The sequence below is a fragment of the Gottfriedia luciferensis genome (assembly GCF_002156865.1).
GTDB classification, from domain to species: Bacteria; Bacillota; Bacilli; order Bacillales; family Bacillaceae_G; genus Gottfriedia; species Gottfriedia luciferensis.
Genome location: NZ_NCTA01000005.1, coordinates 72,677 through 93,196, shown reverse-complemented (window position 1 = coordinate 93,196; position 20,520 = coordinate 72,677). Strand labels below are relative to the sequence as shown.

The following is a 20,520-nucleotide window of genomic DNA, read 5'->3' as shown; positions in this document are numbered from 1 at the left end:
GTTTTCCAAATTTTCAAACATCTAACGGTTAGAATGATCCGTTTGCTCACTTTTATTTTTCTCATGTTCCATATTCATCATTGATCCCATTTCTTGTTTTGTATGGTGAGATTCATTTGGTGGTAAGTATTTTAAGTGAGTACCTGTGAATGTTAATTGTCCAAGATGACCAGGTTTTAAAAGTTGTGTAAATGTTTCTTTCGTTAATGGCTCGGCAGTAGCTTTAACGTCTTTTACCCATTTATCAAAGTCTTTTTGTTTTACTGCATTGACGTTAAATGTATTTTCAGCAAATCCTTTTCCGCTGAAATTGGCATTTCGTCCCATATATTCACCTGGAACATCTGCAGCTAAGTGCAATGTAGTGACCATATCAGACATTGCATATTTTTGTCCCCCTAGTTGTGGAATCCAAAAACTTGTAATTGGTCCATCTGAATACAGTTTAAACTCAAGTGGTCGATCAGTTGGTATATATAAGTAATTAACTGTCTCAATATTTTCACTTGGATAACTAAAGTGCCATTTCCAATTAGATGATGTAGCATAAATAATTAAAGGTTTTTTATTTCCATAACCTGTAGGCTGAGACTCAACTTTTTTGTTACTCTGAACAGATACTACAGAAAGAAAAATGATAATTAATATTGGAATACCAACACAAACTAATTCTACAAGCAAACTCCCTTTTATGTTAGGTGGCTCATAATCATTTCTCTGCTTTGATGCTCTAAAACGAATTAACATATAGGCTAACATGAGAAACACAACTAAGACGATAAAAGACATAATCCATATGGATAGCATAATATCATTAGCCTGGGTTTGCGCTTGAGGACCTTTAGGATTCAGAACCATAAGTGGTTCGCACCCAGTTAACAAAGTGAGAATGGAAATAAGAACTGTTAATGTAGTCCATTTGTATTTCATGAACAAACTCCTTTTCATTTTTGTCTAGCTTTTTCATAACGTCATGACTTTTGTGTATTTGATTCACAATTCGTCCTCATATTAGAGCCATAAAAATTGAAAGTCAATGAAATGTGAAATATGTCACGGAACGTTCACAATCACTAAAAAAGTTAATTTAGCAGTATTTGAGCCGGTTTTTTTATCGGAAATAAGAGTTCGCACTTTGATAATATTGATTTTTAATAAATTCTAAATTTCCAATTTTAACTATAAAAGACACAATATGATTAAATGGATGGTAAATTTAATGAGGAATTGGATGGTTAGTAAACTTAGGAAATGTACTATACTTATTTAATTATTGAATTTTTCTAATAGATCGTTGCTTTGTCACAACAAACTTTATGTTAATTTATTGATTTCATTACAAGTTTAAAATTATGGATTTAGAATAAAAAATTTAAAGAAAAATTAAAGGAATGTCGTCGATGGAATGGAAACCAGATCGCAGTGCAAAAAAAGCAATCTATAAACAACTTGCAGAATTTATCGAAGAAGGAATTGTTAATGGTTCCTTTCCACCAGATAAACCACTTCCTTCTGAAAGACTTTTAGCAAAAGAATTTAATATCAATCGAAGTACAGTTGTTGCAACGTATGATGAGCTGGAATCGCTTGGTTTAATTGAAAGAAACAGAGGAAGTGGAACAACAATTAGCAAGGATATATGGGGGATTACGAGAAAGCGAATACCAAGTTGGAACAGATATGTTGAAGGGGGTTCTTTTTTACCGAATTTACCTGTTACGCAAAGAATTCGTCAGAAAACAGTTGAGGATAAACTGATTAATTTAGCAAGTGGGGAATTATCAGAGGATCTATTTCCGTTGAATGCATTAAGAGAAATTACTTCAACGAGATCATTTATTGGGAGTCTCGGATATGATCATCCACAAGGATATAAAATATTAAGAGAGACAATAACTAAGCATGTTAAACATTATAGAAAGATAGACACAAATTCTTCATCAATATTAATTACATCTGGAGCACAACAAGCATTATTTTTAGTTGTTCAATGCTTGCTTAAACCTGGAGATTCAATCGCTATTGAAGATCCTTCATATGCATATAGTTTACCAATTTTTAAATCTGCAGGAGTTAAGCCATATTTATTATCGGTAGATGAAAATGGCATAAATCCAGGGGATGTTATTGAATTACATAAAAAGCATCGGATCAGAATGCTTTTCTTAAATCCGACTTTTCAAAACCCAACTGGAACGAATCTTAGTATGGAACGTCGTAAAGCAATTTTAAATATTTCATCAGAATTAGGGATACCTGTAATTGAAGATGATCCATATAGTTTAACGTCGTATACAGGTGAAAAAGTAGCAACATTAAAATCAATGGATGAAAACGGAAATGTTTTATATATTAGCTCATTATCAAAAATCGTCGCTTCTGGATTACGTATTGGATGGATAATTGGTCCATCAGCTGTAATAGAAAGATTATCGGATGCTAAACAACAAATAGATTTTGGACACTCTGGATTTACACAATGGATTGCCAATGATTTTTTAGAAGCAGAATATTTTAATAACCATATCAATAATTTAGTAAAACAACTCGAAAAACGAAGGGATCAAATTGTAAAAAGCCTTCAATTTTACTTGAAAGATAAAGTAGAATTTAATGTTCCTCAAGGAGGTGTTCATTTATGGTGTAAATTAAAAAAAGAAGTAAATGAAGTGAAATTATTAGAGGAATCAATCAAACGAGGGGTTATTTTTGCACCCGGTTCAACAATGGGATCCAAAAAGGGGTTTGTTCGATTTACTTATGCAAGAGAAGATGAGAAGTCGATAGATGAAGGAATCAAAAGATTTACTCAAGCTCTGAATAATCTTTAACATTTAAGAATCATGATTAATCATGATTTTTTTTTGCTCAGTTAATGTTAATAGTTGATATTATACAAGAGCCATTTTCGAAAAAAATTATTTAATAGAATTTATGTATAGATATTTAAAGACATTGAAAGAGCAGGAAAAGGAAGAATAGGGCAGGAAAGTCAAGGATAGGATTTATTTACAGGGAATTAATAGAGACTTTTTTTGCATCTTGCCTAAAAAGTTGCCATTTCTAATGTCCATATTTATTCCAAAAATAGTTAATTGGATGAGCAATAAAGTAGTAGATTGGATGGTTTAAAAATTAAAGAATTTCTTATAATTAAGTTGTGGCAATCATCCACAAATTCATAACGTTAAATTTTATATTACCGTATTAAATATTCACAATTCAAATTTACTATTAATATAAAGTAGATTCACATTAGAGTATTAAGAAATAGAATCTTTAGAGTCATCATTGAATTACAATCTCAGAAAAGAGGCAAGAAAAATTGGAATATAAAAATATAATTGACCATACATTACTTTCACCAGAAACAGATGAAGTAGGGATTATTAAGTTATGTTATGAAGCGATGGAAAACGGATTTGCTTCTGTATGTGTAAATCCTACATGGGTAAAATTATCATCGAAGCTTTTAAGTAAATCTAAGGTAAATGTATGTACAGTAATTGGATTTCCACTAGGATCCAATACACCTGAAACAAAAGCGTTTGAAACAAAAAATGCAATTGAAAATGGTGCCACAGAAATTGATATGGTTATTAATATCGGAGCGCTAAAAGGTCAAAATTACGATCTTGTTGAAAAAGATATCAATAATGTAGTAGAAACTGCGAGAGGAAAAGCATTAGTTAAAGTCATTATAGAAGCATGTTTATTGACTGATGAAGAAAAGCGAATAGCGTGTGAGTTATCGGTTAAAGCAGGAGCAGACTATGTTAAAACTTCGACTGGATTCTCTTTATTTGGAGCTACAATTAATGATGTTTCACTAATGAGAGAAACAGTTGGTACTTCAGTTGGAGTAAAAGCATCTGGTGGTGTAAGTAATCTAGGTGATATAAAAGCAATGGTCGAAGCGGGTGCGACAAGAATTGGAACAAGTTCTGCACTGAAAATATTTAATGAACTGAAAAAAATCATTTGATAAATTATTAATATAATCAATTGATGTAGGAACTATAACAATAAAAATTACACCATAATTATTAGTAGAAAAACAATTATGGTGTAATTTTTTATTTTTCGAGAAATTTAGTTAGTTGACTGATCCTGTGGGATTTTTTCAATTAAATTAGTATAGGCGTCTTGAATTCTCTTTGTTATTATTCCACGTATACCTAGACCAATAGAATAAGATTTTTCATCGATTAAAACTGAAGTTACAGGTAAGATATCAGATACAGATGCTGATGTAAAAGCTTCATCTGCATTTAACAGTTCATCAATTGAAAACGGGATCTCTTTAACTTCGATCTTTTCTTTTTTTGCAATTTCAAGTATTACTCTTCGGGTAATGCCATTAAGAATTAGGTGATTTGCAGGATGTGTATATAAGGTAGCGTTTTTAACAATAAAAACATTCGTAGCTGAACCTTCTGTAACAATTCCATCTCTATGCAATATTGCTTCTTTTGCACCTTTAGCATAAGCTTCATTTTTGGCTAAAACACTGCCTAACAAATTCAAACTTTTTATATCACAACGGAGCCATCTAATATCGTCAGTTAAGTATGCAGTAATTCCATTAGTCATATGCTGTAAAGGTCTATGATCTTCTCTTACTGTATAAGCAATCAATTGAGGTTTTAAGTTAGGCTCATCTAGGTAAATATGGTTTCGATTCATAACTCCTCTACTGATTTGAATATAAACATATCCATTATCATAATCACAAGTGTTCATTAAATAAACTAAATCACTTTCAAGCTTTTTGAGATGCATTTTAAAAGGAATTGAGATTTTTTCACAGCTTTCTTTCAAGCGAATTAGATGGGCTTCGAGTTCAAAATAAGACTTGTTGAAAAAACGAATAACCTCATAAACCCCGTCTCCAAATTGATAACCACGATCTAAAATATTTACATTTGCTGATTTTAAATCGACAATACGGTTGTTTAATAGTACCTTTGTTTTCATATGATACTCACTCCCTAATTCAGACTGTTGGGGCACCTCGATTTTTGACTTTGTATACTAACTGTTGTTTATGATACATTCAATATAACATAAGTTTATTAAATATTTTGTAAAAAGGAGAGAGACAATGAAAATATTAATTTTAGGTGCAAGCGGGTTAGTTGGGAACGCTTTAGTAAAAGAGTTTTCTCCTGATTATGATGTATATGGAACCTATCACTCTACGAAGTTAGACTTAAATAGCGAAAATCAATTACAATGGGATATTAAAGATTCAGAGAAAATGATGAATTGGATTGAAAAGATTTGTCCAGATGTAGTTATTTCGTGTTTACGAGGTGATTTTAATGTTCAATTTGAAGCTCATGCTAATATTGTGGAAAAAATAAAATCGACTTCTACGAAATTCCTATTTTGCTCTACTACTAATGTATTTGATGGTGAGGTATCAAAGCATCACGCTGAAAATGACCAACCGGTTGCTGAATCTGATTATGGTCAATTTAAAATTAAGTGTGAAAATTTAATTACAACTGAACTTGGCGAACGTGGAATCGTTTTAAGATTACCAATGGTTTGGGGGAAACAATCTCCAAGGCTAAATGAAATAAAAGAAAAAATAAAAAATGGTCAACAGATTGAAGCTTATTCGAATATTTATTTAAATCATGCAATAGATTATCTGATTGCAAAACAAGTACGACAAATTATTGAAAATCATTATAAAGGGATATTTCATCTTGCAACAACGGATATTGAATCACAATTCTCATTCATTCTTAAACTAGTTAGAGGCTTATCGAATGATGGGAAAGTAATATCGACAACATTAGAGAATGTAGATGAATATAATTTTGGTTTATTAATCAATCGCACGGACCTTGCTTCGAATTTTTATTACAATAATGAAGAGTTAATCAATAAATTAGTTAATTAATTCAATGAGCATAAGTCATCTTAAAAAAAGTTGATTAAATATTCTTAATATTTTGATTGTATACATGTAATAAGTAACATATACTTATTTTAGTATGAACATACTATTAATTTACTGGTGGTGAGTGGTATGGAGGAACTAAGAGCAAAGCCTTGGGTGAGTCAGTATCCAGAGCAAATACCAACAACATTAGACGAAAACTTTGAACTTTTGCCAAATTATTTAAAACAAACGGCTTCAAATTATCCATATAAGAAAGCGCTTAATTTCCTAGGTAAATCGATGACATTTAATGAGGTTTATATTCAATCTTTACGATTTGCAAATTATTTAAGGAATTTGGGAGTTAAAAAGGGAGATCGAGTCGCAATTATGCTTCCGAATTGTCCACAAGCAGTAATTGCCTACTATGGAATTTTGTTTGCAGAAGCAGTAATTGTCCAAACGAATCCACTTTATACTGAACGTGAACTTGAATATCAAATGAATGATAGTGGTGCAACAGCCATTATTTGTTTAGATTTATTGATTAATAGAGTCTGCGCAGTAAAAAAATCTACTAATCTTCAACATATCTTTGTTACTGCTATTAGAGATTATTTACCATTTCTAAAAAAAGTATTATATCCACTTTCAAAACAACCAAAAGCGCCTGAGATTCCTGAAGACCGTTCAATCCATCAATTCAATTATATAATGAAAATATCAGCACCAATCGAAATGGAACTTTCAAACAGTAGTGTAGATGAGGTAGCAATTTTACAATACACTGGTGGAACGACTGGTTTTCCAAAAGGTGTAATGTTAACACATAAAAATTTAGCATCTAATACGTTGATGGCAGAAAAATGGTTATATAAAAGTAAGAAGGGCCAAGAAAAGATATTAACTGTATTACCATTTTTTCATGTATACGGAATGACCACATGTATGAATTTATCGATTATGTGTGCGTATGAAATGATCATTATTCCAAGGTTTGATGCAACTCAAATGCTTGAAGCAATAAACAAATATCGACCTACATTGTTTCCAGGAGCACCAACAATGTATATTGCATTATTGAATCACCCAGATTTAAAGAAAAATGATATCTCTTGTATACATGCTTGCTTAAGTGGTTCTGCAGCTTTACCTGTAGAAGTTCAAGAACAATTTGAAAAGGTAACTGGCGGAAAATTAGTTGAGGGCTATGGATTGTCAGAGGCTTCTCCAGTTACACATAGTAATTTCCTTTGGGACAAACGAGTAAGTGGAAGTATAGGTGTTCCATGGCCAAGTACGGACGCAAAAATTGTTTCATTAGAAACTGGAGAAGAGTTACCTTCTCGTGAAATTGGTGAATTAATAGTCTCCGGTCCACAAATAATGAAGGGATATTGGAATCGACCAGAAGAAACTGCGGCTACATTAAAAGATGGATGGTTATATACTGGTGATTTAGGATATATGGATGAAGAAGGATTTTTTTATATTGTTGACCGAAAAAAAGATATGATTAATGCAGGTGGGTTTAATGTCTATCCAAGGGATATTGAAGAAGTATTATATGAGCATGAGGCTGTTCAAGAAGTAGTTGTAATTGGAATTCCTGATTCATATCGTGGAGAAACAGTAAAAGCATTTATCGTATTAAAAGAAGGGAAATCAGTTACTGAAGCTGAATTAGATGAGTTTAGCCGAAAATACTTAGCAGCTTATAAAGTTCCAAGATTTTATGAATTTAGAACTGAATTACCTAAGACTATGATTGGTAAAATATTAAGAAGAACTTTAGTAGAAGAAGAAAAACAAAAGAATGATCAGAATGATAAAAATGAAGATTCAGGAGAACAATTAGTATAAGGTATTTGAGGGATGACTCACTAAACATCCCTCTTTCATTTTATTAATCAGATACTGAATAAAAAATATTACAGGATAATTGACAATTTTCTGATAAGTTTGTATTATGAAAATATGAATGATTATTCATTCACTGTAAGAAGGGGAATATAAATATGAAAAGAGATAAACCAAAATATAAACAGATTATAGATGCTGCAGTAGTAGTCATTGCTGAAAACGGTTACCACCAAGCGCAAGTTTCTAAAATTGCAAAACAGGCTGGAGTAGCTGATGGAACAATTTATTTATACTTTAAAAATAAAGAATCTATCTTAATTTCTCTGTTTGAAGAGAAGATGGGAAATTTTACTGAAAAAATTCGTGAAAAAATTGAAGGTAATCCCGATGCAATATCGAAATTATTAACGTTGGTGAAAACTCATTTTCATGAAATGTCTAAAGATTTATATTTAGCAATCGTTATGCAATTGGAAGTAAGACAAACGAATATTGACCTTAGATTAAAGATAAACGAAGTGTTAAAAGAGTATTTACATATTATTGATTCAATTTTAATTGAAGGTGTAAATGAAGGTTTGTTTGACCAACAATTAGATATACGTACAGCTAGACAAATGATTTTTGGAACAATTGATGAAGTAATGACTCATTGGGTGATGACAGGTCAAAATCAAGATCTAGAATCAAAAGCCGATAAGGTTCACCAATTATTAATAAGAGGGTGCGGGTACCAAAAGTAACGTTCTAGGAGATTTGAATAAAAAGGGGGAAAAGTTGTGAGTTTACTTCAATGTAAAATTTCGAATGGTATTGCATTATTAACAATTCAAAATCCACCAGCAAATGCGATGTCTTCAGTTTTATTTGCTGATCTTGTTAAGCATTTAGATGAATTAGAAAAAAATGATGATGTAAGAGTTCTAGTAGTTCATGGAGAAGGTAGATTTTTCTCTGCAGGAGCAGACATAAAAGAATTTACTTCATTCAAAGGCGCAGAAGATGCAGCTGCTGTTGCAAGAAAAGGCCAACTAGTATTTGATCGTGTAGAAAATTATTCTAAGCCGGTTATCGCGGCGATTCATGGTGCTGCATTAGGTGGCGGATTAGAATTTGCAATGAGCTGCCATATTCGTGTTGTTGCAGAGAACGCAAAACTTGGTTTACCTGAATTAAATTTAGGGATCATTCCTGGTTTTGCTGGCACACAACGATTACCTCGTTATGTTGGTAGAGATCGAGCTTTAGTTATGTTAACGACTTCTGAACCGATTTCTGGCGTTGAAGCTGGAAAGATTGGATTAGCTACAATCGTAGTATCTGAAGATAGCTTATTAGAAGAAGCAAAAACATTAGCTGCGAAGATCGCTAACAAAAGCAAACAATCAATTGAATATGTTCTACAACTATTATCTTCTACAAGAACTTCTTCATACCATGAAGGCGTTGAAGAAGAGTCTAAATTATTTGGAGAAATTTTTACTACCGAAAATGCAAAAGAAGGTATTTCAGCATTTTTAGAGAAAAGAAAACCAGTATTTAATAAATAAGTAGTTTAATATTTTAAAAAATAGATGTAGTTAACATTTCCTAGGAGGGTATAATGATGAACATTTATGTACTGTTAAAAAGAACATTTGATACTGAAGAGAAAATTACAATTTCGAATGGTGTAATCCAAGAGGATGGCGCTGAATTTATTATAAACCCTTATGATGAGTATGCAGTTGAAGAAGCAATTCAAATCCGTGATACGCATGGAGGAGAAGTAACGGTTGTGACAATCGGAAATGAAGATAGTGAAAAAGAACTTCGTACCGCTTTAGCAATGGGTGCTGATAAAGCTGTATTAATTAATGTTGAAGATGATGTAACAGATTCTGATCAATATACAACATCTAAACTTATCGCTAAATATTTAGAAGACAAAGATCCATCAATTATCTTAGCAGGTAACGTTGCAATTGATGGTGGTACAGGGCAAGTAGGTCCTCGCGTTGCTGAATTATTAAATATTCCTTACGTGACTACAATTACTAAGCTTGAAATCAATGGCACTACAGCTACGATCGAGCGTGATGTAGAAGGTGACACAGAAATCATCGAAACATCATTACCATTACTAATTACAGCTCAACAAGGTTTAAATGAGCCGAGATATCCATCTTTACCAGGTATTATGAAAGCGAAGAAAAAGCCTCTTGATGAGCTTGAGCTAGACGATTTAGATTTAGATGAAGATGAAGTTCAAGCAAAAACTAAAACAATTGAGATTTACCTTCCTGCGAAGAAAGAAGCAGGTAAAGTTTTATCAGGTGAATTACAAGATCAAGTAAAAGAATTAGTTTCATTATTACGTTCTGAGGCAAAAGTAATCTAATTTGATTGAATATTGGAACAGATTAATAGAGTATTAGAAAATTCTGGAGGGAAATAACATGTCACGTAAAGTATTAGTATTAGGCGAAGTTCGTGAAGGATCATTACGAAATGTTTCATTTGAGGCAGTAAGTACGGCTAAAACAGTTGCTGAAGGTGGAGAAGTAGTTGCTGTATTAGTAGGACAATCTGTTAGTGCTTTAGCTTCTGAAATGATTCAATATGGTGCAGACCGTGCAATCGTAGTAGAAGATGAAAAGTTAGCTACTTATTCTTCAGATGGATTTTCTCAAGCGCTTTTAGCAGTAATTGATCAAGAGAAACCAGAAGGACTTGTATTAGGTCATACAGCTTTAGGTAAAGACTTATCTCCTAAGCTTGCTGCACGCCTTCAAAGTGGTTTAATCTCAGATGTTACAGCAATTGAAGTAGCTGGAGGAAATATTGTTTTCACTCGTCCGATTTACTCTGGTAAAGCTTTCGAGAAAAAAGTGATGGTAGATCCATTCATTTTTGCAACAATCCGTCCAAATAACATCGCGGCTTTAGATAAAGATGCTACTCGTACTGGTGATGTAGCAACATTATCGGTTGAAATTAAAGACTTACGTTCAATCGTAAAAGATGTTGTACGTAAAGCGAGTGAAGGTGTTGACCTTTCAGAAGCGAAAATCATTGTTGCTGGTGGTCGAGGAGTTAAGAGCGAAGAGGGCTTTAATCCACTAAAAGATTTAGCAACAGTTTTAGGTGCTGCTGTAGGTGCATCTCGTGGTGCATGTGACGCTAACTATTGTGACTACTCATTACAAATTGGCCAAACTGGTAAAGTTGTAACACCTGATTTATATATCGCATGTGGTATTTCAGGAGCAATTCAACATTTAGCTGGTATGTCAAACTCTAAAGTTATCGTTGCAATTAATAAAGATCCTGAGGCTAATATCTTTAAAGTTGCTGATTATGGAATCGTTGGTGATTTATTTGAGGTATTACCGTTATTAACAGAGGAATTTAAAGCGGTATTAGTTAATTCTTAATAGTAGAAAAAGGACTTCATTTAATTATGATGTCCTTTTTTTGTTTGAAATAGAAGTATGTCATGTTGAATTCCACTGCAGGATGCTCGCTTTTCATGGGGCGTGGAGCGGAGCCTCCTCGTCACGTTTGTTCCTGCGGGGTCTTTAGCTTCCCGCATTTCCCATAGGAGTCGAGCATTCTTCCGTTCCATTCAACTTCTTCATAGACAAAAGTTTTTTGATAAAAAGCATTTGAAATAATCTCTATACAAAAAGCACTTTTTTATCAGTTTAAGTTCATAGTTAAAGGAATATAAACTGAATGACTTTTAAATACAAGCTTCTTTTTTATGTTTTGAAATTGAAGTGGACAAGGAAACGCAGGATCAAGGAGAAAGGGAAAGATTTTTAAAGACTTAAGTAATAACTTTTCTATGCTTTCCCTGCTCTCCCTGCCTTTCAGTTTACATCCTAACAATGACTGAGCCTCCACCACTTGTTACAACTTGGTTTTGTTTTTGCTCAAGTGATCTAAGTAGTTCATTATTTGCTTCAATTGCTTTTACAAGGTTAGTGATTTGATTTTCAAGATTCATGAACATTTGGATGACTGTTTGATGATCAGTTTGTACGTGACCGTTTCTCATGGGATGATGTGGATGTTGTGGATGTGAATTCCAAAAAGGATGATGCATATTTTAACCTCCATTTTCTAGACCAATGTACTATATACTACGAATTATTTATTATATTAGTTCGCCTATTTTAATAGAGGAAATAAAGTGGGAAGCTATAAAATAGGTAGCTGAATATTTAACAGACTGAACTAAACAAAAAAAGTAATCCCTTTTTAAGGATTACTTAGTGTTTTATGAGATAGCTGTATTTAGTTTGTTTTTTTCTAATAATAAATCGTGGCGTTTTTCAATTTTGCTTTCAATCTTCTCGATTTCTTTTTTGTCACGTAATAAAGATTGTTTATTCTCATTAACTAATTGATTGAACGATTTACGAAAAGTTTTTCTCATGTTAGCCACTCCTAACTGTTAACTATTTGAATATAATTAATATATTCAAGAATATATTAACATAAAAGTCTGAAAATAAACTGAGTAAGATTTTACGAATTTGTGACAAAGGTACCATTTTTTTCGAATAATCATTCTGTTGGAAAAATTTATAGAAATTTGAACTTTGGGGATTACTCTATTTATGAGTAATATTTTTCATAAACTTCTACTTCTATTCCGTCAGTATTTTTTTTATTCTCAACATAGTTAAATCCTTGAGAGATCCAAAATGTTTTAGCTTGATGATTATTAATTAACACGCCTAATCTTAATTTAGAAATGTTTTTTTCCATTAATCTCTTTTCGAATAATAAAAATGCATTAGTACCAAATCCGTATCCTTGGTAATCATTATGGATCATTAGAAGACCAAGCCAAGGGAATTCATCACGAGGATTTAATTCTAAAAAGTCAATTAAGCCGATATATGTATCGTCCAATTTAATAAAAAGAGTCTCTGATTGATGTGAAGTACTAAAATACTCATTCATAAGTTCTTCTTTTGTACGGGTTAATCGACCATTTTCCATTAAATTATAATTCTGATTCGAATTTGTAATTTCTTCGATTACTTCAATTAAATCTTGTGTAATTTTTTCAAATGTTATCATTTTTTATGTCCTTTCATTACGTATATCAACAATTTGTTTGGAAATAGTAAGTTTGAGCAAATAAATAGAAAATGCTAATTCTCATATGGTATACTTTCTTTAAAATTATAACAAATTATGTCAATCTACATAATTTACTTATGTAGAAAGGCAATAGGAGGAAAAATTAATGGCTATTGTTAACGCAACAAACGCAACGTTTGCAGAAGAAACAAAAGAAGGTGTAGTACTAGTTGATTTTTGGGCAACTTGGTGTGGTCCTTGTAAAATGATCGCTCCTGTATTAGAAGAATTAGCTTCTGAATACGGCGACAAAGTTAAAATTGTTAAAGTAGATGTTGATGAAAACCAAGAAACAGCTGCTAAATTTGAAGTAATGAGCATTCCATCATTATTCGTTCTTAAAGACGGTGAAGTAGTTGAAAAAACTTTAGGTTTCAAACCAAAAGAAGCTTTAGAAGAATTAATTACACCACATATTGGCTAATTATAATTTGTAAGAAATGCACTCATAATATGAGTGCATTTCTTTTTTTTGTTCTAGGGAATTTAAGTAGGCTTTATGAAACCTAGCCAATAAGCTAATGTAACGGTTTTCAATTAATATTGGCTGATTTTTTGTTAAAAAATTCTAATGTACTATCTATTGACTAATTTTTAGTCACGTTTTATATTTAATAAGCATTAATATTTAACATACATTAAATATTTATATACATTAACTTTTAAAGGAGGTTAATTTTCTTGGTAAGCAAGAATGAGTACATTGAACGGATTCAGATTGCACTTCATACTACTGTTCATAAACTGCAGCCTAAAATGACAGACAATATGAATAAGCATGGTATTACAGCTACTCAATTTTTTGTATTAATGTATTTACGAAAAAATGAAAGCTGTAAAATATCTGAACTAGCAGAAATGATGGGTGTAAAACCTAGCGCGGTATCATTTATGATTGATCGCCTTGAACATAATAATTTTGTTTATCGAGAACATGATAAAAAAGACCGTAGAGTTGTAAATATTATGCTAAGTGAAGAAGGCACTAAAAAGATGGAATTAGTTTTGAAAGAGAGAAAAGAAATTTTTGAAAATTACTTGTTTAATCTTTCGGACGAAGAACTTTCTCAATTTGCAAATATAGCTGAAAAGCTTGCAAATGCAGCGACTGATTTATAGAAAATTTTACAAAATACTTTTTTTGTATTAGCAATAATAAAAAGAAAAAAAATATGGGAGAGAAGGGAGAAATAAATTTTGAGTACAAATTCAAATACAGTTATTCAAAAAGATACGAATCGTAAACTATTGCTTATTGGTTTAATTATAGCAATGTTTTTCTCTGCATTAGATGGTACGATTGTTGGTACCGCAATGCCTAAAATTGTTGGAGACCTTGGCGGTTTAAGTATGATGACATGGCTTACAACAGCATACTTATTAACTTCAACTACTGTTGTGCCTATTGCAGGTAAATTAGCAGACTTATTAGGACGTAGAAGCGTATATATTGCTGGTTTAGTTATTTTTATGGCTGCTTCTGCATTATGTGGTATTGCACATAATATGACGGAATTAATTATTTACCGTGGTATTCAAGGTATCGGTGGCGGTGTCATGATGCCAATGGCGATGATTGTAATCGGGGATTTATTTACTGGTAAAGAACGTGCAAAATTCCAAGGGGTTTTTGGTGGTATTTACGGTTTAGCTTCAGTAATCGGTCCACAAATTGGTGGTTGGATTGTTGATTCATTAAACTGGAAATGGGTATTCTATATCAACCTTCCTGTAGGGATTATCGCAACAATTTTCATTGCTTTAGGTTTAAAAGGAAGAAAAAATACAGGTCCAATCAATTTCGATATCGCAGGTATGGTTACCATGATTATCGGTGTTGTAAGTTTACTCCTTGCTTTAAGTTTAGGTGGAGTTGAATATGAATGGAATTCTTGGCAAATCATTGGTCTTTTTGTATTAGCAGTGGTTGGAATCATTTCATTTGTGATCGTAGAAAACAAAGCTAAAGAGCCATTACTACCAATGCATCTATTCAAAAATAGAACGTTTGTTACATTAAACTTAATTGGGTTCTTTATGACAATTGCGATGTTTGGCGCAATCATGTTCGTACCATTTTTCATGCAAGGAATCGTTGGTGTAAGTGCAACAGAATCAGGCACAATTATGACACCAATGATGATTACAATGATTATTGCAAGTATTATCGGTGGGCAAGTTGTATTTAAAGTCGGTATTAAACCTCAAATTATAACAGGGATGTTCGTAATTGCACTAGGTTTATACTTATTAACAACTTTAGATATGGATTCAAGTAAAACAATCGCAACGATTTTTATGGGTGTTATGGGTCTAGGTATTGGTTTAGTAATGCCGACAATTACATTAGCTCTACAAGAAGTTTTTGATAAAAAAGAATTAGGGATTGTTACATCTTCAAGCCAATTCTTCCGTTCAATCGGTGGTACATTTGGAGCAACTGTTTTAGGTGCAGTAATGAATAGTAAATCAGGAACTCTTTTAAATAATGACTTAGTTCCATTCTTAAATAAATTACCAGCACAAGCTGCTCCGTTAGTAGATAATTTTAAACACATGATTAACACAACTCCACAATCAGTGTTTACAATGTTATTTAATGAAGATGCTAAGAAATTAATTCCTAAGCCTATTTTAGAAGGAATGCTACCAATTATTAAAACGTCATTAATGGAATCTTTACACAATGTATTCTTTGTAGGACTAGGATTCATTATTGTAGGTGCATTTGTAACTTTATTCTTAAAGCCAATTAAATTAACTAACAGAAAAGCTGGCACTAATGAAAATAATGAAGATAAAGAAAAAGTAGAGGTTGAAACTGCAACTTCATAATATAAGAACCATCTAGAACTCTCTAGATGGTTTTTATGTTTTATTATATAGCCATTGCTACTTTATCTTTTCGTTTTTTATTTTTACGCTTATTACGCCATAAAATCCACGATAATATCAATCCAGTGCCAGTGAGTATAAAAAGACCAATTCCACTAATCAGACCAATAATACCCGTATGTAAACTTTTTACTGAAAAAGCAGATTGTTCACGTCTATTATCAAAATTTGGATTTCCATTTTGAAATGAAGGTTGAAAATTTTCATTACTTTGTCCATTTTGAATGGATGAATTTTCACCCCCACTTTGATTATTTGATTGCTGACTTCCGTTCATTTGACCTGATGGAAACTGATTGTTCATCGAAAAATCTGGTCGATCTCCACCCTTATCAAAATACATGATAATTCCTGTAGTAGATTCAATTAACAAGAAAATCGAAACAATAACTCCAATCCAAAAATGTATAACTCTTACTTTTTTCATACTAATGATCCTCTCTTTATTTATTGTTTTATAAAAACATGTTATTATTGAAAACTTAAATTTTTCTTAATAAGATTAAACTAAATTAATTTTTTGTGAGTCTACGAATACCTTGTTTATAGTCCCTGGAATTAGGCTCTGTTAAAGTTAATTAAAAAAAGACATTTTCGAATTTTATAGAGTTTAAAATATAGAATATTTAAAGACATAGATTGGAGTGGAAGGTGGGAGACTCCTATGGGAGTAGCGGGAAGGGTGAGACCCCGCAGGCTTGCCGAGGAGGCTAAAGCCTCACGCCCCATGGAAAGCGAGCATCCTGTAACGGAAATCGATACTTCTTTTTAATAGAACCTAAAATTAAAGTATTTTCAGTTCTTAACGATGGAGATTATAATATTAAGTGTACAGATTCGTGAAAGGGGGTAAGAATTTGAACAATCATTTAAAAGAAAAACTAGCGCTTTTACCAGATCAGCCTGGATGCTATTTAATGAAAGATGTTCAGGGGACCATTATCTATGTCGGTAAAGCAAAAGTGTTAAAAAACAGAGTAAGATCTTATTTTACAGGATCACATGATGGTAAGACATATCGATTAGTTCAAGAGATCGTCGATTTTGAATATATTGTTACTTCTTCAAATATGGAAGCTTTAATTTTGGAAATGAATTTAATTAAAAAATACGATCCGAAATATAACATAATGTTAAAGGATGATAAATCATATCCATTTATTAAAGTAACTGCCGAGAAACATCCTCGATTATTAATTACACGTAACGTGAAAAAAGATAAAGGGAAGTATTTTGGACCGTTTCCAAATGCCACTGCCGCAAATGAAACAAAAAAATTATTGGATCGATTATATCCACTAAGAAAATGTTCCTCATTACCTGATAAAGTTTGTTTGTACTATCAAATTGGTCAATGTCTTGCACCTTGTGTTAAAGAAGTAACGGATGAACAAAATCAAGAAATTGTAAATGAAATCGTCCGTTTTCTAAATGGTGGAGAAGATCAAATTCGTAAAGAGTTAGAGGCAAAAATGTTAGCTGCATCTGAGCAATTAGATTTTGAACGTGCAAAGGAATATAGAGATCAAATTGTATCGATAGAAGCAACGATGGAAAAACAAAAAATGATGAGTAGCGATCTAATCGATCGTGATGTTTTTGGATTTGCGGTTGATAAAGGATGGATGTGTGTTCAAGTCTTTTTTGTTCGAAGAGGAAAGTTAATTGAACGAGATGTATCCTATTTTCCTATCTATGATGAGCCAGAAGAAGAATTCCTTTCATTCATTGGTCAGTTTTATGAAAAAACCCATAATATAAAACCAAAAGAAATTTTTGTACCGGATAAAGTTGATACTGAACTATTAAAACAGCTACTAAATTTACCTGTTCTTCAGCCAAAAAGAGGACAAAAAAAGGAACTTGTCGTATTAGCAAATAAAAATGCAAAAATTGGCCTCGGTGAAAAGTTTAAGTTAATCGAACGAGATGAAGAAAGAACAATTAAAGCAATTGAAAAACTTGGAGAAATATTAGATATTGAAACTCCATACCGCATTGAAGCATTTGATAATTCAAACATTCAAGGGACGAATCCAGTTTCAGCAATGATTGTTTTTGTTGATGGAAAACCTTCAAAGAAAGACTATCGAAAATATAAAATAAAAACTGTAGTAGGGCCAGATGATTATGATTCGATGAGAGAAGTAGTGAGGAGAAGGTATTCTAGAGCATTAAAAGAAAATCTTCCTTTACCAAACTTAATTATCGTCGATGGTGGAAAAGGGCATTTAGCAGCAGTTGAAGACGTGCTTCAAAATGAACTTGGATTATTTATTCCAACAGCTGGACTTGTAAAAGATGAGAAACATCGAACTTCCGAATTATTAATTGGACAACCTCCTCAAGTTGTTAAATTAGGGAGGCAAAGCCAAGAATTCTTTTTACTTCAAAGAATTCAAGATGAAGTGCATAGATTTGCAATTGAATTTTATCGACAACTCCATAGTAAATCAATGGTCCAATCTGCTTTGGATGGAATCGCTGGTGTAGGTGGTACTAGAAAAAAAGTATTGCTTAAACATTTTGGATCAGTCAAAAAAATAAAAGAAGCGTCAATCGAAGAGTTAATGGCAGCTAAAATGCCTAAAAACATAGCTCAGGAAATATATAATCATTTCCATAAAGAGTGATTTTCGTTTCAACTGTGATTTTTTATCTTGACACTATTTTCAAAATAATTTATATTTAGTTAAAATTAATACAAGATTTTCTCTCGTAATAGAGGCGCAAAACTTAAGAGTAGGCTGTCATAGACGTGTGGCGTTGTGATGGACAGTTGAAAGGAAGTTTTGCCGAAATAAAATGAATCCACAGTTCATTTTGTTGGGACTGCATTTAAGAAATGTAGTACTGTCGCATACTAAATGCGGGGAGCTATTGAAGAGATGTTGATGATTTGTCTATTTTATTTATTCGTAAATTAGGCGCGTGAACATTGCTTCACGCGCTTTTTTGTATTCTTTTTGAAGATTAAAAGGTGAGGATGAGAAAAATGGGAATTATTGTTCAGAAATTCGGTGGTACTTCAGTAGGCTCAATTGAACGGATTCAGCATGTTGCTGAAACTGTAACAAAAGCATATAAAGAGGGGAACCAAGTAGTAACCGTTGTTTCAGCCATGGGACACCATACGGACGAATTAGTTAGTCTAGCTGCACAAATTAGTCCGCAAAATAGTAAGCGTGAAATGGATATGCTCTTAACTACAGGGGAACAAGTTTCTATTTCATTACTTGCAATGGCTATTCAAGCAAAAGGGTTTAAAGCTATTTCACTAACAGGCTGGCAGGCTGGTATCCAAACTGAATCAGTCCATGGGAACGCTCGTATTGAAATGATTCATACTGAAAAAATCCAACAATTACTGGATGAAGGATATATCGTAATTGTTGCAGGTTTCCAAGGATTAAGTGACAAAAACGAGATTACAACCTTAGGACGTGGTGGATCTGATACAACTGCTGTAGCAATAGCCGCATCATTAAATGCAGAACGTTGTGATATTTATACTGATGTATTAGGTGTTTATACGACTGATCCAAGGGTTGAACCAAGTGCATCGAAATTAAGCCATGTCTCTTATGATGAAATGTTAGAACTCGCTGCATTAGGTGCAGGAGTTTTACATCCTAGAGCAGTAGAGTTTGCAAAAAACTATCATTTAATGATTCAAGTTCGTTCAAGTCAACATGATGAAATCGGTACATTTATTGGGGAGGAAAATCAAATGGAACAACAATCAGTCGTAAGAGGAATCGCATTCGAATCTAATGTTACAAGAATGACATTAAATGGTCTAAATAACCATGTAGATTTATTACCAAAAATATTTACGTTACTAGCATCTGAAGGTATTGATGTTGATATTATCATTCAAAGTGTTACATCTGATAATTTAGTAAATCTTTCATTCTCAATTAAATCAGAGAATATGATGGAAGCTATTACAATTTTAGAATCAAAAAAAGATTATTTAGGTTATCGTTCATTTGATTTTGAAAGTGAACTTGCTAAAGTTTCAATTGTAGGTAGTGGAATGGTTTCTAATCCTGGTGTAGCTGCAAAAATGTTTAAATATTTAGCTGAAAGTGAGATTCCGGTAAAAATGGTTAGTACGTCTGAAATTAAAGTATCAACAGTTATTCCTAAATCTCAATTACAAGAAGCAGTACATGCACTTCATAAAGGATATGAATTAGACCGTATTCAAGAAGAAGTAACTTTAAAAAATTAGGCTCTGTTAATGTTAATGGTAGATTTTTTACAAAACACATATTAAAAAGCAGGAAGATCAGGCAAGGCAAGGGAAAGAAGGGGAAAAAGATTGATAGGAATACTGAAAGGGAATGAATAAAAATCTCTAAAGTCTTATAAACTCTTTTCCTTTCTCTTTGTTCCTGCCTTTCCTTGTTCCTGCTCTTTAGGGCATCCTGTAACGGAAATCTTCAACATTCTTTTTTTTACAGAGCCAAAAATTAAAAAAGTAATTTAGAGAAGTTGATTAGAACGAATGGTCAGAGCCACCTTATTTAAGATAAGAGTGGGTGTGACCAGAAAACTATTTAAAAACATAAAAAAATTATAACCCTTCTGGCCTACTAATTATTTTTATAGGCTCTGTTAGATTAGTGTTGATTCTACTTGAAAAAGTCTAGTGATCAATCCACGAAATTTCTGAAGAAAAATGAGACATATTCACAGAAAAAAGTGGTTTATATCGAAAA

At 32.4% G+C, this 20,520-nt stretch carries 19 protein-coding genes and 1 riboswitch; of the genes, 13 read left to right on the top strand and 6 right to left on the bottom strand.

The window, feature by feature from the left end; genetic code table 11:
* Positions 1–21: 21 nt before the first annotated feature.
* Complete coding sequence (gene qoxA, locus B7R67_RS05900; RefSeq protein WP_088068469.1) at positions 22–930, bottom strand: cytochrome aa3 quinol oxidase subunit II; 909 nt, start codon at positions 928–930, stop codon at positions 22–24.
* A gap of 470 nt (positions 931–1,400) precedes the next feature.
* Between qoxA and pdxR the strand changes: the two genes are divergently transcribed.
* On the top strand, positions 1,401–2,831 hold the full coding sequence (gene pdxR / locus B7R67_RS05895) for a MocR-like pyridoxine biosynthesis transcription factor PdxR (RefSeq protein WP_088068467.1): 1,431 nt from the start codon (positions 1,401–1,403) through the stop codon (positions 2,829–2,831).
* A gap of 494 nt (positions 2,832–3,325) precedes the next feature.
* Positions 3,326–3,985: a deoxyribose-phosphate aldolase gene (gene deoC / locus B7R67_RS05890; RefSeq protein ID WP_088068466.1), complete on the top strand. Its 660-nt coding sequence runs from the start codon at positions 3,326–3,328 to the stop codon at positions 3,983–3,985.
* Between the two features lie 107 nt (positions 3,986–4,092).
* Here the strand turns inward: deoC and dat are convergent, their stop codons facing one another.
* Positions 4,093–4,977: a D-amino-acid transaminase gene (dat, locus tag B7R67_RS05885; protein ID WP_088068464.1), complete on the bottom strand. Its 885-nt coding sequence runs from the start codon at positions 4,975–4,977 to the stop codon at positions 4,093–4,095.
* Positions 4,978–5,104: 127 nt separating this feature from the next.
* On the opposite strand from dat, the gene B7R67_RS05880 reads away from it, so the two are divergent.
* From B7R67_RS05880 to B7R67_RS05855, 6 genes are all read left to right on the top strand, one after another.
* Complete coding sequence (locus tag B7R67_RS05880; RefSeq protein WP_088068462.1) at positions 5,105–5,914, top strand: sugar nucleotide-binding protein; 810 nt, start codon at positions 5,105–5,107, stop codon at positions 5,912–5,914.
* Between the two features lie 129 nt (positions 5,915–6,043).
* Complete coding sequence (locus tag B7R67_RS05875) at positions 6,044–7,759, top strand: AMP-binding protein (protein ID WP_088068460.1); 1,716 nt, start codon at positions 6,044–6,046, stop codon at positions 7,757–7,759.
* Positions 7,760–7,914: 155 nt separating this feature from the next.
* Entirely contained in the window at positions 7,915–8,502 is a 588-nt protein-coding gene (locus B7R67_RS05870; protein WP_088068458.1) for a TetR/AcrR family transcriptional regulator, read from the top strand.
* A gap of 36 nt (positions 8,503–8,538) precedes the next feature.
* Positions 8,539–9,309 (top strand): enoyl-CoA hydratase, encoded by a 771-nt coding sequence (locus tag B7R67_RS05865; protein WP_088068456.1) that lies wholly within the window; start codon positions 8,539–8,541, stop codon positions 9,307–9,309.
* A 56-nt stretch (positions 9,310–9,365) separates the two neighbouring features.
* Positions 9,366–10,139, top strand: coding sequence for an electron transfer flavoprotein subunit beta/FixA family protein (locus tag B7R67_RS05860; RefSeq protein ID WP_088068454.1), 774 nt, complete (start codon positions 9,366–9,368; stop codon positions 10,137–10,139).
* Between the two features lie 58 nt (positions 10,140–10,197).
* Positions 10,198–11,175 carry an electron transfer flavoprotein subunit alpha/FixB family protein gene (locus B7R67_RS05855; RefSeq protein WP_088068452.1) on the top strand — a complete coding sequence of 326 codons (978 nt, stop codon included), beginning with the start codon at positions 10,198–10,200 and terminating at the stop codon, positions 11,173–11,175.
* 443 nt (positions 11,176–11,618) lie between these two features.
* Here B7R67_RS05855 and B7R67_RS05845 read toward each other — a convergent pair whose 3' ends face one another.
* From B7R67_RS05845 to B7R67_RS05835, 3 genes are all read right to left on the bottom strand, one after another.
* On the bottom strand, positions 11,619–11,849 hold the full coding sequence (locus B7R67_RS05845; RefSeq protein WP_088068447.1) for a hypothetical protein: 231 nt from the start codon (positions 11,847–11,849) through the stop codon (positions 11,619–11,621).
* Between the two features lie 174 nt (positions 11,850–12,023).
* Positions 12,024–12,182 (bottom strand): FbpB family small basic protein, encoded by a 159-nt coding sequence (locus tag B7R67_RS05840; protein WP_088068445.1) that lies wholly within the window; start codon positions 12,180–12,182, stop codon positions 12,024–12,026.
* 182 nt (positions 12,183–12,364) lie between these two features.
* Positions 12,365–12,835 (bottom strand): GNAT family N-acetyltransferase, encoded by a 471-nt coding sequence (locus tag B7R67_RS05835; RefSeq protein WP_088068443.1) that lies wholly within the window; start codon positions 12,833–12,835, stop codon positions 12,365–12,367.
* 169 nt (positions 12,836–13,004) lie between these two features.
* Between B7R67_RS05835 and trxA the strand changes: the two genes are divergently transcribed.
* From trxA to B7R67_RS05820, 3 genes are all read left to right on the top strand, one after another.
* Positions 13,005–13,322: a thioredoxin gene (trxA, locus tag B7R67_RS05830; protein ID WP_088068441.1), complete on the top strand. Its 318-nt coding sequence runs from the start codon at positions 13,005–13,007 to the stop codon at positions 13,320–13,322.
* Between the two features lie 257 nt (positions 13,323–13,579).
* Complete coding sequence (locus B7R67_RS05825; RefSeq protein WP_088068439.1) at positions 13,580–14,017, top strand: MarR family winged helix-turn-helix transcriptional regulator; 438 nt, start codon at positions 13,580–13,582, stop codon at positions 14,015–14,017.
* Positions 14,018–14,119: 102 nt separating this feature from the next.
* Positions 14,120–15,733 carry an MDR family MFS transporter gene (locus tag B7R67_RS05820; protein ID WP_268876002.1) on the top strand — a complete coding sequence of 538 codons (1,614 nt, stop codon included), beginning with the start codon at positions 14,120–14,122 and terminating at the stop codon, positions 15,731–15,733.
* Between the two features lie 43 nt (positions 15,734–15,776).
* Here B7R67_RS05820 and B7R67_RS05815 read toward each other — a convergent pair whose 3' ends face one another.
* A complete protein-coding gene (locus tag B7R67_RS05815; protein ID WP_088068437.1) occupies positions 15,777–16,220 on the bottom strand; it encodes a PepSY domain-containing protein in 444 nt (147 codons plus the stop codon).
* 430 nt (positions 16,221–16,650) lie between these two features.
* On the opposite strand from B7R67_RS05815, the gene uvrC reads away from it, so the two are divergent.
* Both uvrC and B7R67_RS05805 read left to right on the top strand, forming a co-directional pair.
* Positions 16,651–18,426, top strand: coding sequence for an excinuclease ABC subunit UvrC (gene uvrC / locus B7R67_RS05810; protein WP_088068435.1), 1,776 nt, complete (start codon positions 16,651–16,653; stop codon positions 18,424–18,426).
* Between the two features lie 81 nt (positions 18,427–18,507).
* Positions 18,508–18,681, top strand: a riboswitch (Lysine riboswitch).
* A gap of 107 nt (positions 18,682–18,788) precedes the next feature.
* On the top strand, positions 18,789–20,030 hold the full coding sequence (locus B7R67_RS05805; protein WP_088068434.1) for an aspartate kinase: 1,242 nt from the start codon (positions 18,789–18,791) through the stop codon (positions 20,028–20,030).
* Positions 20,031–20,520: the final 490 nt, after the last annotated feature.

Excerpts from the sequence above, each read along its gene's own strand:
- qoxA (WP_088068469.1), bottom strand. The coding sequence starts at position 930 with ATGAAATACAAATGGACTACATTAACAGTTCTTATTTCCATTCTCACT.
- pdxR (WP_088068467.1), top strand. The coding sequence starts at position 1,401 with ATGGAATGGAAACCAGATCGCAGTGCAAAAAAAGCAATCTATAAACAA.
- dat (WP_088068464.1), bottom strand. The coding sequence starts at position 4,977 with ATGAAAACAAAGGTACTATTAAACAACCGTATTGTCGATTTAAAATCA.
- B7R67_RS05880 (WP_088068462.1), top strand. The coding sequence starts at position 5,105 with ATGAAAATATTAATTTTAGGTGCAAGCGGGTTAGTTGGGAACGCTTTA.
- B7R67_RS05875 (WP_088068460.1), top strand. The coding sequence starts at position 6,044 with ATGGAGGAACTAAGAGCAAAGCCTTGGGTGAGTCAGTATCCAGAGCAA.
- B7R67_RS05870 (WP_088068458.1), top strand. The coding sequence starts at position 7,915 with ATGAAAAGAGATAAACCAAAATATAAACAGATTATAGATGCTGCAGTA.
- B7R67_RS05860 (WP_088068454.1), top strand. The coding sequence starts at position 9,366 with ATGAACATTTATGTACTGTTAAAAAGAACATTTGATACTGAAGAGAAA.
- B7R67_RS05855 (WP_088068452.1), top strand. The coding sequence starts at position 10,198 with ATGTCACGTAAAGTATTAGTATTAGGCGAAGTTCGTGAAGGATCATTA.
- B7R67_RS05845 (WP_088068447.1), bottom strand. The coding sequence starts at position 11,849 with ATGCATCATCCTTTTTGGAATTCACATCCACAACATCCACATCATCCC.
- B7R67_RS05840 (WP_088068445.1), bottom strand. The coding sequence starts at position 12,182 with ATGAGAAAAACTTTTCGTAAATCGTTCAATCAATTAGTTAATGAGAAT.
- B7R67_RS05835 (WP_088068443.1), bottom strand. The coding sequence starts at position 12,835 with ATGATAACATTTGAAAAAATTACACAAGATTTAATTGAAGTAATCGAA.
- trxA (WP_088068441.1), top strand. The coding sequence starts at position 13,005 with ATGGCTATTGTTAACGCAACAAACGCAACGTTTGCAGAAGAAACAAAA.
- B7R67_RS05815 (WP_088068437.1), bottom strand. The coding sequence starts at position 16,220 with ATGAAAAAAGTAAGAGTTATACATTTTTGGATTGGAGTTATTGTTTCG.
- B7R67_RS05805 (WP_088068434.1), top strand. The coding sequence starts at position 18,789 with ATGGGAATTATTGTTCAGAAATTCGGTGGTACTTCAGTAGGCTCAATT.